The 15078-nt window shown below is 41.3% G+C and carries 21 protein-coding genes; 5 read left to right on the top strand and 16 right to left on the bottom strand.

The features are described 5' to 3' along the window. Positions 1-4: 4 nt before the first annotated feature. From L0P88_RS08955 to L0P88_RS08935, 5 genes are all read left to right on the top strand, one after another. Positions 5-1552 carry a hypothetical protein gene (locus tag L0P88_RS08955; protein WP_247134253.1) on the top strand — a complete coding sequence of 516 codons (1548 nt, stop codon included), beginning with the start codon at positions 5-7 and terminating at the stop codon, positions 1550-1552. A gap of 11 nt (positions 1553-1563) precedes the next feature. Beyond that, complete coding sequence (locus tag L0P88_RS08950) at positions 1564-2013, top strand: META domain-containing protein (protein WP_247134252.1); 450 nt, start codon at positions 1564-1566, stop codon at positions 2011-2013. Between the two features lie 268 nt (positions 2014-2281). Beyond that, positions 2282-3355 (top strand): PA0069 family radical SAM protein, encoded by a 1074-nt coding sequence (locus L0P88_RS08945; protein WP_247134251.1) that lies wholly within the window; start codon positions 2282-2284, stop codon positions 3353-3355. Between the two features lie 102 nt (positions 3356-3457). Next, positions 3458-3814, top strand: a complete 357-nt coding sequence (locus L0P88_RS08940; RefSeq protein WP_247134250.1) for a YciI family protein — start codon at positions 3458-3460, stop codon at positions 3812-3814. Between the two features lie 45 nt (positions 3815-3859). After that, positions 3860-5107, top strand: coding sequence for an RNA polymerase sigma factor (locus L0P88_RS08935; protein ID WP_247134249.1), 1248 nt, complete (start codon positions 3860-3862; stop codon positions 5105-5107). Positions 5108-5128: 21 nt separating this feature from the next. Here L0P88_RS08935 and L0P88_RS08930 read toward each other — a convergent pair whose 3' ends face one another. The 16 genes from L0P88_RS08930 to L0P88_RS08855 form a co-directional block, all read right to left on the bottom strand. Beyond that, complete coding sequence (locus tag L0P88_RS08930) at positions 5129-5530, bottom strand: DUF302 domain-containing protein (RefSeq protein ID WP_247134248.1); 402 nt, start codon at positions 5528-5530, stop codon at positions 5129-5131. 343 nt (positions 5531-5873) lie between these two features. Next, positions 5874-6602, bottom strand: coding sequence for a hypothetical protein (locus L0P88_RS08925; protein ID WP_247134247.1), 729 nt, complete (start codon positions 6600-6602; stop codon positions 5874-5876). A gap of 76 nt (positions 6603-6678) precedes the next feature. After that, complete coding sequence (locus L0P88_RS08920) at positions 6679-7263, bottom strand: Crp/Fnr family transcriptional regulator (RefSeq protein WP_247134246.1); 585 nt, start codon at positions 7261-7263, stop codon at positions 6679-6681. Positions 7264-7320: 57 nt separating this feature from the next. Further along, positions 7321-7845, bottom strand: coding sequence for a DUF4442 domain-containing protein (locus tag L0P88_RS08915; RefSeq protein ID WP_247134245.1), 525 nt, complete (start codon positions 7843-7845; stop codon positions 7321-7323). A 24-nt stretch (positions 7846-7869) separates the two neighbouring features. Further along, positions 7870-8550: an alkylmercury lyase family protein gene (locus tag L0P88_RS08910; RefSeq protein WP_247134244.1), complete on the bottom strand. Its 681-nt coding sequence runs from the start codon at positions 8548-8550 to the stop codon at positions 7870-7872. 190 nt (positions 8551-8740) lie between these two features. Further along, on the bottom strand, positions 8741-9259 hold the full coding sequence (locus L0P88_RS08905) for a GNAT family N-acetyltransferase (RefSeq protein WP_247134243.1): 519 nt from the start codon (positions 9257-9259) through the stop codon (positions 8741-8743). A 74-nt stretch (positions 9260-9333) separates the two neighbouring features. Beyond that, complete coding sequence (locus L0P88_RS08900; RefSeq protein WP_247134242.1) at positions 9334-9996, bottom strand: HD domain-containing protein; 663 nt, start codon at positions 9994-9996, stop codon at positions 9334-9336. Then, positions 9993-10727: a lysophospholipid acyltransferase family protein gene (locus L0P88_RS08895; protein WP_247134856.1), complete on the bottom strand. Its 735-nt coding sequence runs from the start codon at positions 10725-10727 to the stop codon at positions 9993-9995. The genes L0P88_RS08900 and L0P88_RS08895 overlap by 4 nt, the downstream gene beginning before the upstream one ends. After that, positions 10724-11233 (bottom strand): hypothetical protein, encoded by a 510-nt coding sequence (locus L0P88_RS08890; protein ID WP_247134241.1) that lies wholly within the window; start codon positions 11231-11233, stop codon positions 10724-10726. The genes L0P88_RS08895 and L0P88_RS08890 overlap by 4 nt, the downstream gene beginning before the upstream one ends. Before the next feature lie 21 nt (positions 11234-11254). Continuing rightward, the gene (locus tag L0P88_RS08885) at positions 11255-11833 is read right to left on the bottom strand and encodes a hypothetical protein (RefSeq protein WP_247134240.1); all 579 of its coding nucleotides are present in this window, start codon (positions 11831-11833) and stop codon (positions 11255-11257) included. Beyond that, positions 11827-12678: a polymorphic toxin type 23 domain-containing protein gene (locus L0P88_RS08880; protein WP_247134239.1), complete on the bottom strand. Its 852-nt coding sequence runs from the start codon at positions 12676-12678 to the stop codon at positions 11827-11829. Before L0P88_RS08880 ends, L0P88_RS08885 begins: the two co-directional genes overlap by 7 nt. Positions 12679-12717: 39 nt before the next feature. Continuing rightward, complete coding sequence (locus L0P88_RS08875; protein WP_247134238.1) at positions 12718-13212, bottom strand: hypothetical protein; 495 nt, start codon at positions 13210-13212, stop codon at positions 12718-12720. Between the two features lie 138 nt (positions 13213-13350). Further along, positions 13351-13734: a hypothetical protein gene (locus tag L0P88_RS08870; protein WP_247134237.1), complete on the bottom strand. Its 384-nt coding sequence runs from the start codon at positions 13732-13734 to the stop codon at positions 13351-13353. Between the two features lie 149 nt (positions 13735-13883). Next, on the bottom strand, positions 13884-14222 hold the full coding sequence (locus tag L0P88_RS08865; protein ID WP_247134236.1) for a hypothetical protein: 339 nt from the start codon (positions 14220-14222) through the stop codon (positions 13884-13886). Between the two features lie 30 nt (positions 14223-14252). Next, positions 14253-14594 (bottom strand): hypothetical protein, encoded by a 342-nt coding sequence (locus L0P88_RS08860; protein ID WP_247134235.1) that lies wholly within the window; start codon positions 14592-14594, stop codon positions 14253-14255. A 58-nt stretch (positions 14595-14652) separates the two neighbouring features. Next, positions 14653-14997 (bottom strand): hypothetical protein, encoded by a 345-nt coding sequence (locus tag L0P88_RS08855; RefSeq protein ID WP_247134234.1) that lies wholly within the window; start codon positions 14995-14997, stop codon positions 14653-14655. Positions 14998-15078: the final 81 nt, after the last annotated feature.

Here is a 15078-nt window from a genome sequence, read left to right as displayed (position 1 = left end):
CACAATGAAAAACCTACTACTCTCCTTATTGGGATGCATCACCCTTTTTGGATATGCCCAAGAAATGCCAATTGCGTATGACTTTGGCGAAAAATTCACCGATAGACATCGCTATTCCAATCTACTGACCATTTCCGAGGACGGTGATGGCGGGTATATTTTGGTCCGTTCCTATTTTCAGGGACTTATTCTAAGGCCCAAGGGATATTTGTTGGAACGCTATGATAAAGATCTCAACCTAATTGAGGAATACAACTACAAGTTCAGGGACATGCAATTTGTGGATGGCTTCATCAAGGATGGGGTGCTACGTCTCATTTTTTTCAATTATGATTATGAGCGCGAACAATATGAATATTGGGTACACCAAAGCGCCACTACCAGTTTCAATTTCACCAAGGAAAAAATATTGAGTATAAAATCCAAAGTGGTCGAAGGCGCCTACGGGAAGAACTATTACAACCGAAATTTCTCCAACGGTTTTACGACCACCTTGCTCTTCGATTCCGATAAAAATGGATTTGTGATCAGTACGCACCATACCAAGGGAAAAGAAAGTAAACATACGCTGCACCTTTTCGATACCCATTTGAACAAGCGTTGGGAACATGATTTTTCGCAGGAAGCCGAGGAAAAAAACTATGCCTTTGAGCAATTGACGCTTTCCAATGATTTAAGCACGGCCTATTTAGTGGGCAAAGCCTATTTTAAGAAGCGACGTTTTAAAGCGGAAGAACGAAAATTCCGGTACGAAGTAGTCAAGGTATCCAACACCTCCTCCTCAACGCAACACTTCAATACCCCTGGAAAATACCCAGAGGCACTGTACCCCATTCTAAAGGGCAACGATCTAAAATATGTAGGGTTCTATGCCGACCGAAAAGACAATAGGTACAACGGATTGGCCTATTACGAACTGAACGCCAATACCCTTGCCATAGAAAAAGAAAAATACAATGCCTTCTCCCAGGAATTTATGTACGATAAGTTTGGTAGGGAGGAAGACAAGGAGGTAAAAAACCTCATTTTTAAAAGTGTGGATGTTACGCCGAACAACGAAATCCTGTTCAATGCCGAAGAGTATTTTGTGACCCATAGCATGCATAGGACCGGGGCAGGACAGCGCATGCGGGTGGACCGCTACCATTACAATGACATTGTGAGTGCGAAGCTGGATGCCGATGGCAATATGCTCTGGGCACGAAATATTAATAAGTCCGAAGTTACCCAGGGCGATGAGTCCTATGCCTCTTACAGTGCCTACACCAAAAATGGAAAAACCTTCTTTTTTATCTGTACCGCGGCAGAAAACCCCCAATTGATCAATGAGGAACGACTGGTATTCAGACAGGGGTTGAGCCGTAACCGAAACGTGTTTGCCATTTCTTTGGATGAAAATGGAAAGATGGCCTACAAAAAGATCATAGACAATCAAGAGGCAAGATTGCCCCTAATGGTTTCCAAGCCCCTGGTGGATAGAAATGAAGACCAGATGTTGTTCTATGCCAAACGCGGTAACAAAAAACAATTGGTCGAAGTAGCGTTTAATTAAAAACACCCCAAATGAAAAGAACACTATTCCTATGGCTATTGATGGGCCTCGTTTTAAGTATTGGAGCTTGTAGCGATTCCGATGACGGTTCGCAGGACAATCCCATTTCAGGAACGTGGAGGATTACTGAAATTCAGGTTTCGCAACAGCAACTGACCCAGTTTTCACCAGCGGACGAAACCATTTCCATTTCTTTTGCTGCGGATGGCAACTTCTCTGGGGAAACCCCGGGAAACCAATTTCAAGGGCGGTATGAATTGGATGGAGGTACCTTGACCATGCTTGAGTTTTCTACTACCACTGAGGTTGCGGACACCCAATATGCTGCAGCTTTTTATAATGCCATTGCGGAAGCCCAGGTGCCCAATGAGACCTTTGCCCAGTTTGGATACAGCTTTGACAGTTTGGACCTGGTATTGGTTTTCGGGAATTCCGGCCGGATGGTTTTGGAAAAGCAATAGGTTTTTAGTTTAAATAACGGGAATTCGATATCATTTTTCATCAACCAAAATCCGTCAAATTGAGTGGTTTTTCGTAATGAAATGAAGAAAAATTGTATCGAACAGGATTTTGCAAGAAAATTACTTGCCTGCCTTGCCGGCAGGTTTTTCGATACATTTTTGCTATCGCAAAAACACTCAAAATGACGTAATTTTCTTATATCCGACTCATGCCAAATAAATTATCTTGAATTAGGAATAATTCCATAAATTTGGAATAAATCTTAAATTGAAATCAAAACACTACATCAAAGGGCGTGGTGCGCAGCTCAATGCCCATAACCGTTTTTTAAAGCATATCTATGAGCAACGGGAGGATTTCCTGGAGTTTTGTCGTGTGGAAGGAGAGGAAGCGGACAAGAACAAGACGGAGTACATCCCGGTTTTTCCCAAAACCGTGGTCAATAAGGTCACTAGCCCGGATGTAGGGATGGGGTACTCCCTGAATCCCTATCAAGGCTGTGAACACGGCTGCGTGTACTGCTATGCACGGAATGCCCATGAATTTTGGGGATATGATGCCGGTCTGGACTTTGAGCGGAAGATACTGGTGAAAAAGGAGTCTGCAAGGCTATTGGAAGAAAAGCTCAAAAGTAAAACCTGGAAAGCGGCCACCATAGTTTTGTCCGGGAATACCGATTGTTACCAACCTGCGGAGCGTCAATTTGAAATTACCAGGCAGTGCTTGGAAGTTTTTTATAAATACAGGCATCCCGTAGGAATCATTACCAAGAATGCACTGGTTCTTAGGGACTTGGATATTTTAGCCCAATTGAATGCACACCAACTTGTGGGCATCAACATTTCAATTACCTCCCTGTCCGAAAAAACGAGACGGCTTTTGGAGCCCAGGACGGCAACGATCAAAAGGCGATTGCAAACGGTAAGGACCCTATCGGAGCACGGGATTCCCGTGAATGCCATGTTGGCCCCCATCATACCGGGAATCAACAGTCATGAACTGATGAAACTGGCCAAAACGGCAGCAGACCATGGCGCCTTGTCCTTTGGGTTCACCGTGGTACGTTTAAATGGCACCATAGGTCAGATTTTTACGGATTGGATAAAAAAGGCCATGCCGGACCGTGCCGAAAAAGTACTGCATTTAATTCAGGATTGCCATGGCGGAAGTATCAATGATAGTCGGTTTGGCATTCGAAGCCGCGGAGAAGGTAAGATAGCGGAGCAGATTCATGATATGGCCCGATTGGCACGTAAGAAATACTTTAAAAACCGGGCATTTCCCAAACTGCGAACCGATTTGCACGATCAATACAAGAATGGGCAGATGAAACTTTTTTAAATATTTTTAGGGAAGTTGTCCAATAATTGTTGGGAGTTACGTCATTACACCAAAATCAATAGTATAAACAGTTCGTTTTTGGCGGACATAAAACGTAAAAAGATGAGTAATTTTTTGTATTTGTTCAGAGGGGGCGAAAAGGCCTACCAAAAATTGTCCCAAGAGGAAAAGCAGGCCCATATGGAAGTATGGGGGCAATGGATGGGAAACTTAAAAGAAAAAGGCCAGCTATTGGATGGGCTCCCCTTGGCCGAGGATGGTCGGGTGGTTCATAACAGGGGGGAATTGGTCACCAATGGCCCTTTTGCCGAAGGGACCGAATTGGTCGGGGGCTACCTGATCGTTTCCGCAAAAGACATTGATGAAGCGGTGGAGATTTCCAAAGGATGCCCCATTTTTGATTATGAGGGCAGTAATGTGGAGGTACGGGAAATCCTTTCAATGGATGAGAGTCATTAATAGCACATACTAAAAAGCCTGAAATATATCAGGCTTTTTTTTCGCATGGGGAAAAAGCAACTTAACGATACCGTAGACCATCTCTTCCGAAATGAGTATGGAAAGGTACTCTCCTTGTTGACCAGTAAATTTGGGACATCACATTTGGAGGCGATAGAGGATGCCGTACAGGATACTTTTTTAAAGGCCATGCGGGTTTGGGCCTATCAGGAAGTTCCGCAAAACCCAACCGCCTGGTTATACCGCGTGGCAAACAACGCCATGATCGATATGCTGCGAAAGGGCAAAAAGATCCAATACGGGGAAACGGCCTATGAAAAAAACGCTGGAGAGGAAAGCAAGGAGTATGCTTCGGAAAATGAAATTACCGATAGCCAGTTAAAGTTGGTTTTTGCCTGTTGCGATCCCGTCCTTTCCCAGGAATATCAGGTGATATTGAGTTTAAAGTTAATGGGCGGTTTCAGTAATCGTGAACTTGCCGAAGCCCTTTTGAAAAAGGAAGAAACGGTGGCCAAATCGTATACCCGTGCAAAAAAGAAGTTTCGGGACCAGGTGCAACTGTTACGCTTTCCTGTGGAGATGGGCCTGCAATCGCGATTGTTTGTGGTATTGCGGGTCGTTTACCTCCTCTTCACCGAAGGATATTCCCCAACCTCGGGTTCTAATGTGCTTAAAAAGGATATTTGCTATGAGGCCTTACGGTTGGCACTTTTATTGCGAAAAAACAAGTATTGCCAACATCCCAATTTGGAAGCCCTGATTGCCTTGATGTGCTTTCATGCCTCGCGATTTGATGCCCGATTGGATGATGCCGGGGAGTTGGTGACCCTGGAACATCAGGACCGCTCCCATTACAATCAAGAACTTATACGGATTGGATTGTATCATTTGGAAAATGCGGGAACCAAAGACCGACTGCCCTCGCAATACCATTTGGAGGCGGCTGTTTCGTATTATCATTCGGTAGCAAAGGAGTTTGGCAAAACGGATTGGAAGAGCATCCTCTATTTGTACGACATCCACTTGCAACAGCAGTTTTCCCCTATGGTTGCCTTAAATAGGATAGTGGCCTTGGGCAAGGTCCATGGAGCCAAAAAGGCACTTGGAGCGCTGGATGCCGTTTCCAAAAGAAGCGATTACTCCAAAACGGGATTGTATTATGCAATTCGTGCGGAGCTACTGCAAGAGTTGGGCGACGAAAACTATAAGCAGGAGTTGCAAAAGGCCATTGAACGTACCGAAAATGATTTGGTGAAACGACATTTGTTAAAAAAAGGGGATTCTGATGGATAGCTATCCCACTAAATACAAATCCTAAGTGTCGGCAGAAACCGTCGTGATTTTATCCAATGCCGAAGCCACTTTGGAAAGGATTTCATCCGCATCCGAAACGTCATGTCTGTTTTTTAAGTATTGGGGGTCGTTATAGGATAGGTGGACAATACCTGAGCCATTTTCGTGGACCAATACTTTTTGGGGCAGATCCAGACCGAGTGTTTGGGCACTTTGCATCAATGGGGTCCCTAGATTGGGATTGCCAAAAATAATCAGTTTGGAAGGATTTAGTTCCAGCCCGTTTTTTCGGGCATTCGCCTGATGGTCCAGCTCCAACATCACATTTAAATTGGGATTGTTGTCAATGGTTTCCTTTAACTTCCGGTACGTATCAGAAAAGTTTTGTCGGCTGATTTTGGTAATAATGCCTTTTGTATCCATGAGTGTATTGTTGTACGATTACTTTTACTACTTGGTAGTACGCGCAAGGCAATGCTTACAACAAGGCCGGTTTTCCATGCAGGAATCGGGATTACCTTTCCTCTTCCAAGAATTTGATTCCATTGTCCAATGAACGTTTATAAAATAACAAGAGTTGTAGATAAGAAAATTACGTCATTTTGAGTGTTTTTGCGATAGCAAAAATGTATCGAAAAACCTGCCTGGTCGGCAAGGCAGGCAAGTAATTTTCTTGCAAAATCCTGTTCGATACAATTTTTCTTCATTTCATTACGAAAAACCACTCAATTTGACGGATTTTAGTGAACCGGATCTAACGGAAATCCTAGAATAGAAAACGCCAGGTAAAATGCACGGGAAATACCGCTGTGGATCCATTTTTTAACATGGGCGTAAATTGATACATAAAACCAAGTGTAGAGGCATTGAGCAAATCAATTTTCTTGAAAAACTGGCCTTTAAATCCTATCATGAGTTCTGCCTGCAGGAGGGTAGGGTTGGTAAAATCGCTAATTGAAGTTCGGTTGTCTTCCCCCCTGCTTCGATAAAAGTAGGTAGAACCCAGATTTTCCGAACCAATGAAGTCCAGTGTTTGGACCAAACGAACCCCCGTCTGTACGAACATGTTCTTGGTGTCGGCATTGTTGTTTTCGTAGAAGTAGGCCCTCATTTGCAAAGGGAATGCAATATTACGCTGTCTAATACTCGTGTATTTTTTGTCATCACCTGCCCGTACCAGGCTTAAGGTGGATGGAGAAGTCAGTTCAATATCGGCATCAAGGTTGTAGGATACCTGTTCGAACTCCACGCCGGCCACCCAGGAAAAACGCTTGTGAAAGGCCCTTTCATACATAGCGCCCAATTGTAAGTTGGTGCTTCCCGAAAAATAAATATCGGAAGGGGATTGCCTGAGCATGGAGGATCCCGCTCCAACGCTAATGTATATATTGCTATGTCTTTGGAAGTCACTGGAATTTTCCTGGGCAACCAAATGGGTCTTTACCAGTACAAGTGCCCAAACCGGTATCAAAAAGTGTCTAAAATGTAGTGCCATAACCCGCATTGTTTTTATAGTACAATGCAAAGGTATTGGGCGGAAAATCCAGAAAAATTAACCCTGGTTAAGTTCGTCACTTATTCCCATAAATCCTTCTTTTTATCCTGCTCAGGGATTCCGGTTTTACATGGAGGTAGGTGGCCAAATACTTTTGTGGAATACGGTTGACATAAATTGGATAATGTGAGATCAAGTCAAGGTAGAGCTCTTCTGGGGTCATTGTTAGCAACATGAGTTCCCGTTCTTCCCTATAGATATAGTAGTTTTCCGTAGTCAGTCTTCCAATGCGCTCCCCGATGGCCGATTCTTTATACAGTTCTTGTAAACTATCGCAGTGAATGCTCACCAAACTCACATCTTCCATGGCTTCGATATAAAGACGGGAAGGGGCTCTGGACAGCAATGAGGCGTATGAACTGCTCAATTCATTTTCAAAGGCAAACTCATAACTGATTTCTTCCTCGCCTTTTACAATAAAATACCGAAGGCAACCGACTGCCACGGCAGAAAGATAGTTTTCCACCTCCCCTTCACTGATAATGTACTCCCCTTTCTTGTAGTGTCGTAGCTTTAAGAATGGCCTAATGGAAGACCAGTTTTCATCCGGTATGGGGGCACCTTCCTCAAGAGCGTTTCTAAATGCATTGTATAAGCTCATCTTTGACTATAACATAAGTTCAAGAATAGCCATATACCCTATGTTCCACCTTTTGGGTCACGTATTGGCATTCCTCCTTTTTTCCTTGTAAAAGTCCTTATTGGCAATATAGATAACCTTTCTTACTTCGCAATACACGTGTGTATTGTTTTTGTCCTTTAATAGCGTGGTCTTCGTAATTTCCATTTCATTTTCCCGGTCCACCCTTTCCTTAATGTCCTTCAATTCTTCCTGGGTATAATTAAAATCCGCATAGAGATGGGTCTTTGCCGGTCTTTTAAAGAAAATTTCGGCGGATTTATCCCAAACCACATAGGAACTGTCCAATAGATTTATGAGCTGAACCATGGGAATAGGGTCAACGGCCGAAAAAAGGCTGCCGCCAAAAATGGAGTTCACGTAATTTCTGTTCTTATAACTTAGGGGCAGTTTAACGCGTACATGTAACAGATCTTCAGAAACCTCAATGATCCTACCCGTACTCCTCCGGTACATGGGGGAAAGGTTAAATCCGTATTTGAAAAGGGTTTTTTTCTTAAATACCTTGGTTCCCAGCTCGGCTAATTTTTGATAAAAAGACATGGTACTGTTTAGATTTGAATTGGTTTAAAATCGCTTATTGGAATCGTCCAATTTCCAGATATTGTTTTGTAGTCCAAATTCTTTGAACAGTTGTTTTGCTTCGTCCATGGTCCACTTTGTCCATTCCGGGTTCAAATGGTTTCCATACCATTTTTTTGAAAAGTTCCACATCTTTTCAAGCGGTTGGATGTCGCCCTTAGGGATATGGTGCCTTGTGGTCCATTCATCAATTTGGGCCTCATTTTCAAAAACCAACATCGTGCTACAGGTATACATTACATTGTCCCAGGCATTTTTCATGGGTATGGGAAAATGAATGTAGTACTCCTTCTCCTGGATTTCCCCATTGCGGATATTGATTTCGATTTGTTTGGTTTTCGCTCCAAGGGTGGTGGTTATTTTCACCTCACCTTTCACCAAGGCCGCTATTCCAAGGGAACACCAGGCACAGTTTCCCCACCATTCCCCTTTTTCCGATTCCACATAAAAATTGGTGGGGGCCAATGAAAATGGATGAATTACCCAAACGCTCGGTTCGTTGGGGTGAAGGACAACACCATGATATTCCTGAAGGGCATACAGTCCTTTGACGATTTCCGTTTTTTTGGCATTTAAGGTCTTTGAAAGATCCTCAACGCCTGGGGCAAATCCGTTGTCAATTATCCCTTTGATTATGGTGTAGTGAAGATTTGAATGTGTTATCATTTGTGCTCTGGAGGTACTGTTTTTCAACTCGGGTACAACGTTCTGGAATTCTTATGGAAATATACTCAAAACCAAGATAGAAGGGAGTGGACCACAATTGATTTGCGCTTATGTTTTGAAAAAGTCCCACGATTCCATTTCGTTACGATCTGGTCCGTTTTGCCTTAACCTCCTTTGGAGGGAACGGCGCTCAGCTTTTCTCTTTTTTGTAAAGAAATACAAGATCGGTATAGTTTGGGTTTTCCATGGCCCCACAGTTTAGAAACCCATTTTTTTCCGCCACTTTTATGGAAGCCATATTACGCTGCGTAATGGGCGCCACTACCGTTTTATAATTGGTTTTCGCAAACACATATGCCGTCAAACCTTTTAGAACCTCCGTGGCAAATCCTTTTCCCCAATACTTTGGGAGGAGCGCGTAAAAAACTTCAATTTCTTCATTTTCCAAGGGACTGAACCCGGCTACACCTACAAAACCATGGTTACTTTCAGTAATGGCAAAAGACAGTAATGGTTTTTCGGAATCGTAGGCGCCAATGGTTACGTCCAGTAGATTGGAAACCCCGTCTTTTGTGAGGATTTCCTGCGGGAAGGCCATATTTTGGGTTACCGAGGTATCACAAAGTAGTTCAATGAGGAATGGCCTATCCCCGGGTTGAAATCTTCGGATGACCGTTCTGGATGTCGTTAAGGATTCAAAGGATTTCATCTTATGAAATTAGGTACAAAGGGGAAATAAATCGTAGTGGCAATGTTATTTTTTAGGAGAGGCATGGGGAATGATTATCGTTCCCCATTCCATTCGGCATAAAACTGTTGTAAATAATCCAGTAGGAATTGATGGCGTTGCTCAGCCAGCTTTTTCCCGGTGGAGGTGTTCATTTGGTCCTTGAGCAATAATAGTTTTTCATAAAAGTGGTTGATGGTGGGCGATTTGGATTTTTTGTACGCTTCTTTGTTGAGGTCTGGCCGTGGGGCGATATCGGGATTGTAGAGCTCCCGATTTTTATACCCTCCATAGTTAAAGGCACGGGCAATACCAATGGCACCAATGGCATCCAACCTATCGGCATCCTGAACGACCTCCAATTCCCTGGAATGGAATTTTTCGCGTTTCGACTTATCCAGGGAATTCTTGAAGGAGATGTTTTCGATGATTTTTAATACATGTTGCCTTACCTCTTTTTGTACGCCTAATGCGGACAGAAATTCCGATGCGATTTTAGGCCCAAGGGTTTCGTCCCCATCGTGAAACTTGGCATCCGCAATATCATGGAGCAGGGCGGCAAGGCTTACCACCAGAACATTGACTTCCTCATCCCTGGCAATGTGCAGGCTATTTCTGAAAACACGTTGGATATGGAACCAGTCATGCCCCCCTTCGGCACCCCGTAGCGTTTCCTTTACAAAGGTTATGGTTTCCTCAATGAGTTCAGTATCGGTCATGCCTGTACTATTCCTTTTTTGATGACTGCTTCGGTTTTTTCAATAAGGGCATCATGGCTCCCCTCATTGGGTATGGGTTCATGGACATCAAAGGTCAAATGACAGTTCAATCCCATGGGAAACTTCCCGTACCGTAGCAATTTCCATGAATTATTGATGCTAATGGGTACCACCAAGGCAGAAGGCGCATTTTTCAAAAGGGTTTTCAATCCCGTCGGTTTAAAGGGCTTGGGATATCCATTCCTACTTCGGGTCCCTTCAGGAAAAATGACGGCGCTTCGCTGGTTGTTTTCTATATAGGCCCCAAGCTTTGCAATTTCCGATAAAGCCTGAACCCCATCTTTTCGATCGATCAGGGCCGATCCCCCATGCCTTAGGTTAAAGGAAACACTGGGAATACCTTTGCCCAACTCCTTTTTACTCACAAACTTGGGATGGTGTTTTCGCATATGCCATATAATTGGGGGAATATCGTACATGCTTTGATGGTTGGTCACAATGATCAGGGGTTTGTTGGCCGGAATGGTGTATGGATTTCGAAAGCTAAATCGAGTCCCCAGGAGATTCAGGCATCGCATCAAAAACCAGTTAAGGATGGATACACTTTTTTTATGCGCCTGGTAACCAAATACATTTAGGTATAGCCATTGAATAGGGTGAAAAATGACCAAGGTCAACCCAAAGAACAAAAAATAGATTACGGTAAGGGGATACGCAATCAGCTTCATCAGGACAAAAATAAAAAACCACCCCAATGGAGTGGCTTTTTGGCATTCTTAATTTTTGACCAATGGACTAACAGTGCTCGTTGTAGGCCTCCATTAGGCTTTCGCCCTGCTGCCGCACGAATCCTTTCGTGTGGCAACCATTTTGGAACGCGATACCCTACGCTAATCGCGCACCAGCGGGGGATGGCCATGTTCCAGCCTACACCTAAAATGCTTTGGGCCCTATACCGGTTCATGTATTGGGCCTGCCGGAACACATCGTCGCCATTATAAGTAAGCGCAACCGGATAGGAGACTGTTCTGGCATTGATATTGGCAATGGGCACGGAGAGGTTTACCTTACCGGTTACCTCTTTAACGGAATTGGCTATGGCCCCTTGGATGGAACCACTTCCCATGTTAAATGGGGATTGTTCCGGGGTTTGGATATCGCTGGCATCTGTGTTTTGTGAAAATGCAAATGGACAAAAGCATAGGCTAAAAACGAGTAGTAATGATATTTTTTTCATTTTTTGAACTTATTTATGATTCTACCAGTTGGCCTGAAATTGGATCTTCTCAATTGGTAATGATTTTTTTAGATAAACAAGTTTTGACTTATCAAACTTGCGCGAAGCTTTATTATAAGTTTGGGTAAAAAGAGTATCTTTAACTATAGTGATTTTTTTAACAGTCTTCCCTATTTTATACCAATCATTAATTGGTGCAACCAATCCAACGAAATAATCTTCCCCATTCTTATAGCACACTCCTCGATATCCAGTTTTATCAGGATTTAATTCATTAATACTAATTTGATTCGTTTTTACACTACTAGATATAGAAAAATAGCTAACACATGCATTTGGGTAAATTCTAATGGCAGTTTTATTGAATCTCCCATTTGAGTTGATATTGTGCATTTTACCATCATAATCTTGGAAAAATTCAGCTACATATATGGATTTTGTGTCTATATTATCTGGAATATTCACTTCATATTTATTTCTGTAGTGTTTACCAAAGAAATCCTCTTCAACTGGTACTTTGGAATAACCATCTTCCAATAATTTTGTTTTTATTGTACTACAGGAACTTACTAAAAACATAATCAATATAAGCCTTACCATAGCGTAAATTTATTAGCGGTTTGGTATTGATAATAAGGTAAAATGGCATCAGAATAGCTTTTAAAAAATGGTTGAGGCTTTGCAAAGCCATGGGCAAATTGATTTTGAATAGGATGCCTAATATGCCTATCTGAATCTATTCCATACTTCAATCCCCTATATCCTATATAGGCAGCCCCTAATCTATATGGATGTCCAAATTCTTCAATTACACCATTTGGATATCTTTCTCCAAAATAGCCGGTTTTGATCAAACCAAGAGCTTTCAGGTTATTGGCATTTAATATCCGACCTCCTTCTGAATTATATGAATCTTGATTCCTTAACCCTGTAAAAAGATTGAATCCAGCTACTACATCTTTATAGCTTAATTGAACTGCTGCGGTCCTATAACTGTCATTGCCATCCCCTAAAAAGGCGACTCCACCTGCATCATTTTCATATCTAAATCCAAAATCACCCATTTGCCCTCCAATTCCACTTACTTTTTGTGTGGTTTTTCCACTACTAAAACTCGTACTATAACCTCTTAAGGCAAAATCTCTCATGGTAATTCCTCCACTATAAGAACTTCTTGTTTCAAAACCTGGTTTGCCCGTACCGTGAGCTTTGGTAAAATAAGAAGCGCTAAATCCATAGGAAGCATTAAAGCTTCCTACACTTAAATTGGCTGTGGCATTAGCTCCAATCCCATGTGCATTGTCCGAGGCAATTGCTGTTGACAATTCCAGTGAAAAGTTTTCTGTGATTGGAACATTTAAGCAGGACATGAAGGATGATAAACCTCCGTAGTTCAATCTATCTAAATCATCCTTGAGAACGTTCTTATTTTTGTCTGGTGGCATATTTCTTACTGTGACGGATATTAAGGTTATCTTTTCTGGCTAATCCAACTTTTCATAAAATTTATTTATGTAATTCGATGTATAGTTTTCTGGTAATGAATCGTTTTCCCTATAAAAAACGTAATCATCCTTTACTTTCCAATCAAATTCGTAGTTACTCACTTTTAAAGAGTCTTTGAGCTTAGATATTTCAGCAAATGCCTTGATTTCAAATATCTTTAGCCTACTTAAATCAATCTTTGAATTATAATTCTTGCGTTTAAGCTTAAGGTCTATTTTCAAAGTTTCATTTTTGTAATATAGGTTTTGGTTTTTCCAATAAAGTTTGCCCACCTTGCTCATGGCAAAAGGTCCATCTTTACGTTTTAAATGGTCATGGTATCCATATTTTGCGCCTCCTATTTCGACTATCGGATTTACTTTGTTGGGATCATAATAGACTTGCCAAAGTAAAGTCTTTCCAACATAAACTTCATCCACTTGAAAATTCATTGCCAATAGCACAGCTAATGGTATTAAAGGTGACTTCAGCATATTCTATTGGTTATATAAATGATATGAAAACAAAGGGAGAGTACCCCAAAATCTCGCAAGTACATTTGAGTATGCAATAAAAAAGGATGAATTCCTATTAAAGATGCTCCAACGCCACAAATCATATCATCTCGTAATTTAGTTGTCAGTTTTTCTTAAAATTTTGGCATATCCCACAAAAATATCTATAAACATCACCTTGAGAATATCCCCCATGTAATTATGGTCACAAGGTTCCAAATACCCATTTATTACTTCGATAAAATCGAATTTTTTCATTTCCCAAAGGTTTTCGTGCTCTGTAAATTCTAAAAATCTTTTCTCGAAAAAAAAAGAGGTTATTTGTCCACTTGAAGCCCTAACCCTGTCAGGAATACCATGGATAACTTCATAAAGAAAAGGATCATATTTGTTTTGAACAACCATACCTTGGTCTATAAAAGGGGCTAGTTCTCCGCCCAACTTATAAGCTGAATGATTTAACGATTCATCCCATCTCCAAAAATTGAGCGATCTTTTCATTGTTTAAAATGTTCTGTTCCAATTCAATCAATAATACCTGTATCTTTCCATTTTAAATAGGCATCTCCCGCCCTTATTGACTCTGGGTTTTATGGTTTATGTTTAAAGTATTTCTTATCATCTACCAGTCTATACTCATATCATAGTAATTAGTAATTGCCCATTTGTTTTACTAAATCATCTCTTCTTTTTTTTGAATACACGAACCCGTCCAGAGGGTCTAACTTTGATTTAGGCAAATTAGAAAACCGACATTCTTCTTTTAAAATATCAAATTCAGAGTGCTTAAAATTTGAAATGAATTCTGCCATTACCTCACTGACGCTTTCATAATCATCTTCAGTGGGCTCTCGATTAAGATAGTATCTAATCAAAAATTTCTTTTCTTCTGAATGGTAAGCATAAGCAATCGCTCTAATTTCTGGATAAATTTCACCCAAAAGAGAAGTTCGTAAAGCCGTTCTTATTTCTTCTGTACTTAATCCCATACTATTGAAATTGAACTGGATTAGCAGCAACTATTGTACTCCACCATCCATAAGTTGAAGCGTATCTCTCGCGAGCTTTCTAACTTTATTCCATTCTATAATATTAAGAGAAGATGCCTCCCAAAATGGATTATTGGGAATGTTGCTCATATCATCAAATATTATTTTAATTCTATCAAGATTTTTTAAAGAATTTTTATTAACGGGAATATTTTTAACTCCTTTTCCAAATCCTGCTTTGAAGACATTATATGTGTCTAAAAATTGCAACGCCAATTCATCAGTTGAAGGAAAAGTTCCAATTTTTATAAGATAGCCTATTTGATTATCTTTTGTAGAGGCTAAGATTTTAAGAGTATCAGTTATTTTCATGATTAAGATTCATTTATACGCTAGCGAATAATACCACCTAAGTTACCACTAGGTCCTATTACTCTCCAATATGGATTAGGGCCATGTTCCAACCCACCCCTAAAATGCTTTGGTTCCTATATCGGTTCATGTCTTGGGCCTGCCGGAACACCTCGTCGCCATTATAGCTAAGTGCATCCGGATAGGAGACTGTTCTGGCATTGATATTGGCAATGGGCACGGAGAGATTTACCTTACCCGTTACCTCTTTAACGGAATTGGCTATGGCCCCTTGGATGGAACCACTTCCCATGTTAAATGGGGATTGTTCCGGGGTCTGGATATCGATGGCATCTGTGTTTTGTGAAAATGCAGATGGACAAAAGCATAGGCTAAAAACGAGTAATAATGGCAATTTTTTCATTTTTCGTATTTATTGTTCTACCAATCGGACTGGTATTGGCGTTTTTTCTGATAACTTTTTTCTTGGATAGATATGCTTTGA

Source organism: Muricauda sp. SCSIO 64092 (genome assembly GCF_023016285.1).
GTDB lineage: Bacteria > Bacteroidota > Bacteroidia > Flavobacteriales > Flavobacteriaceae > Croceivirga.
Note: the sequence above shows the minus strand (reverse complement) of the source record. Positions and strands in the feature narration are given on the sequence as shown.

Coding starts and splice junctions, on each gene's coding strand:
- L0P88_RS08890 (WP_247134241.1), bottom strand. CDS start 11,233: ATGAAAAAAATATCATTACTACTCGTTTTTAGCCTATGCTTTTGTCCA.
- L0P88_RS08955 (WP_247134253.1), top strand. CDS start 5: ATGAAAAACCTACTACTCTCCTTATTGGGATGCATCACCCTTTTTGGA.
- L0P88_RS08930 (WP_247134248.1), bottom strand. CDS start 5,530: ATGGATACAAAAGGCATTATTACCAAAATCAGCCGACAAAACTTTTCT.
- L0P88_RS08885 (WP_247134240.1), bottom strand. CDS start 11,833: ATGGTAAGGCTTATATTGATTATGTTTTTAGTAAGTTCCTGTAGTACA.
- L0P88_RS08860 (WP_247134235.1), bottom strand. CDS start 14,594: ATGAAAATAACTGATACTCTTAAAATCTTAGCCTCTACAAAAGATAAT.
- L0P88_RS08870 (WP_247134237.1), bottom strand. CDS start 13,734: ATGAAAAGATCGCTCAATTTTTGGAGATGGGATGAATCGTTAAATCAT.
- L0P88_RS08950 (WP_247134252.1), top strand. CDS start 1,564: ATGAAAAGAACACTATTCCTATGGCTATTGATGGGCCTCGTTTTAAGT.
- L0P88_RS08940 (WP_247134250.1), top strand. CDS start 3,458: ATGAGTAATTTTTTGTATTTGTTCAGAGGGGGCGAAAAGGCCTACCAA.
- L0P88_RS08905 (WP_247134243.1), bottom strand. CDS start 9,259: ATGAAATCCTTTGAATCCTTAACGACATCCAGAACGGTCATCCGAAGA.
- L0P88_RS08855 (WP_247134234.1), bottom strand. CDS start 14,997: ATGAAAAAATTGCCATTATTACTCGTTTTTAGCCTATGCTTTTGTCCA.
- L0P88_RS08880 (WP_247134239.1), bottom strand. CDS start 12,678: ATGCCACCAGACAAAAATAAGAACGTTCTCAAGGATGATTTAGATAGA.
- L0P88_RS08915 (WP_247134245.1), bottom strand. CDS start 7,845: ATGTCTTTTTATCAAAAATTAGCCGAGCTGGGAACCAAGGTATTTAAG.
- L0P88_RS08920 (WP_247134246.1), bottom strand. CDS start 7,263: ATGAGCTTATACAATGCATTTAGAAACGCTCTTGAGGAAGGTGCCCCC.
- L0P88_RS08935 (WP_247134249.1), top strand. CDS start 3,860: ATGGGGAAAAAGCAACTTAACGATACCGTAGACCATCTCTTCCGAAAT.
- L0P88_RS08865 (WP_247134236.1), bottom strand. CDS start 14,222: ATGGGATTAAGTACAGAAGAAATAAGAACGGCTTTACGAACTTCTCTT.
- L0P88_RS08925 (WP_247134247.1), bottom strand. CDS start 6,602: ATGGCACTACATTTTAGACACTTTTTGATACCGGTTTGGGCACTTGTA.
- L0P88_RS08910 (WP_247134244.1), bottom strand. CDS start 8,550: ATGATAACACATTCAAATCTTCACTACACCATAATCAAAGGGATAATT.
- L0P88_RS08900 (WP_247134242.1), bottom strand. CDS start 9,996: ATGACCGATACTGAACTCATTGAGGAAACCATAACCTTTGTAAAGGAA.
- L0P88_RS08875 (WP_247134238.1), bottom strand. CDS start 13,212: ATGCTGAAGTCACCTTTAATACCATTAGCTGTGCTATTGGCAATGAAT.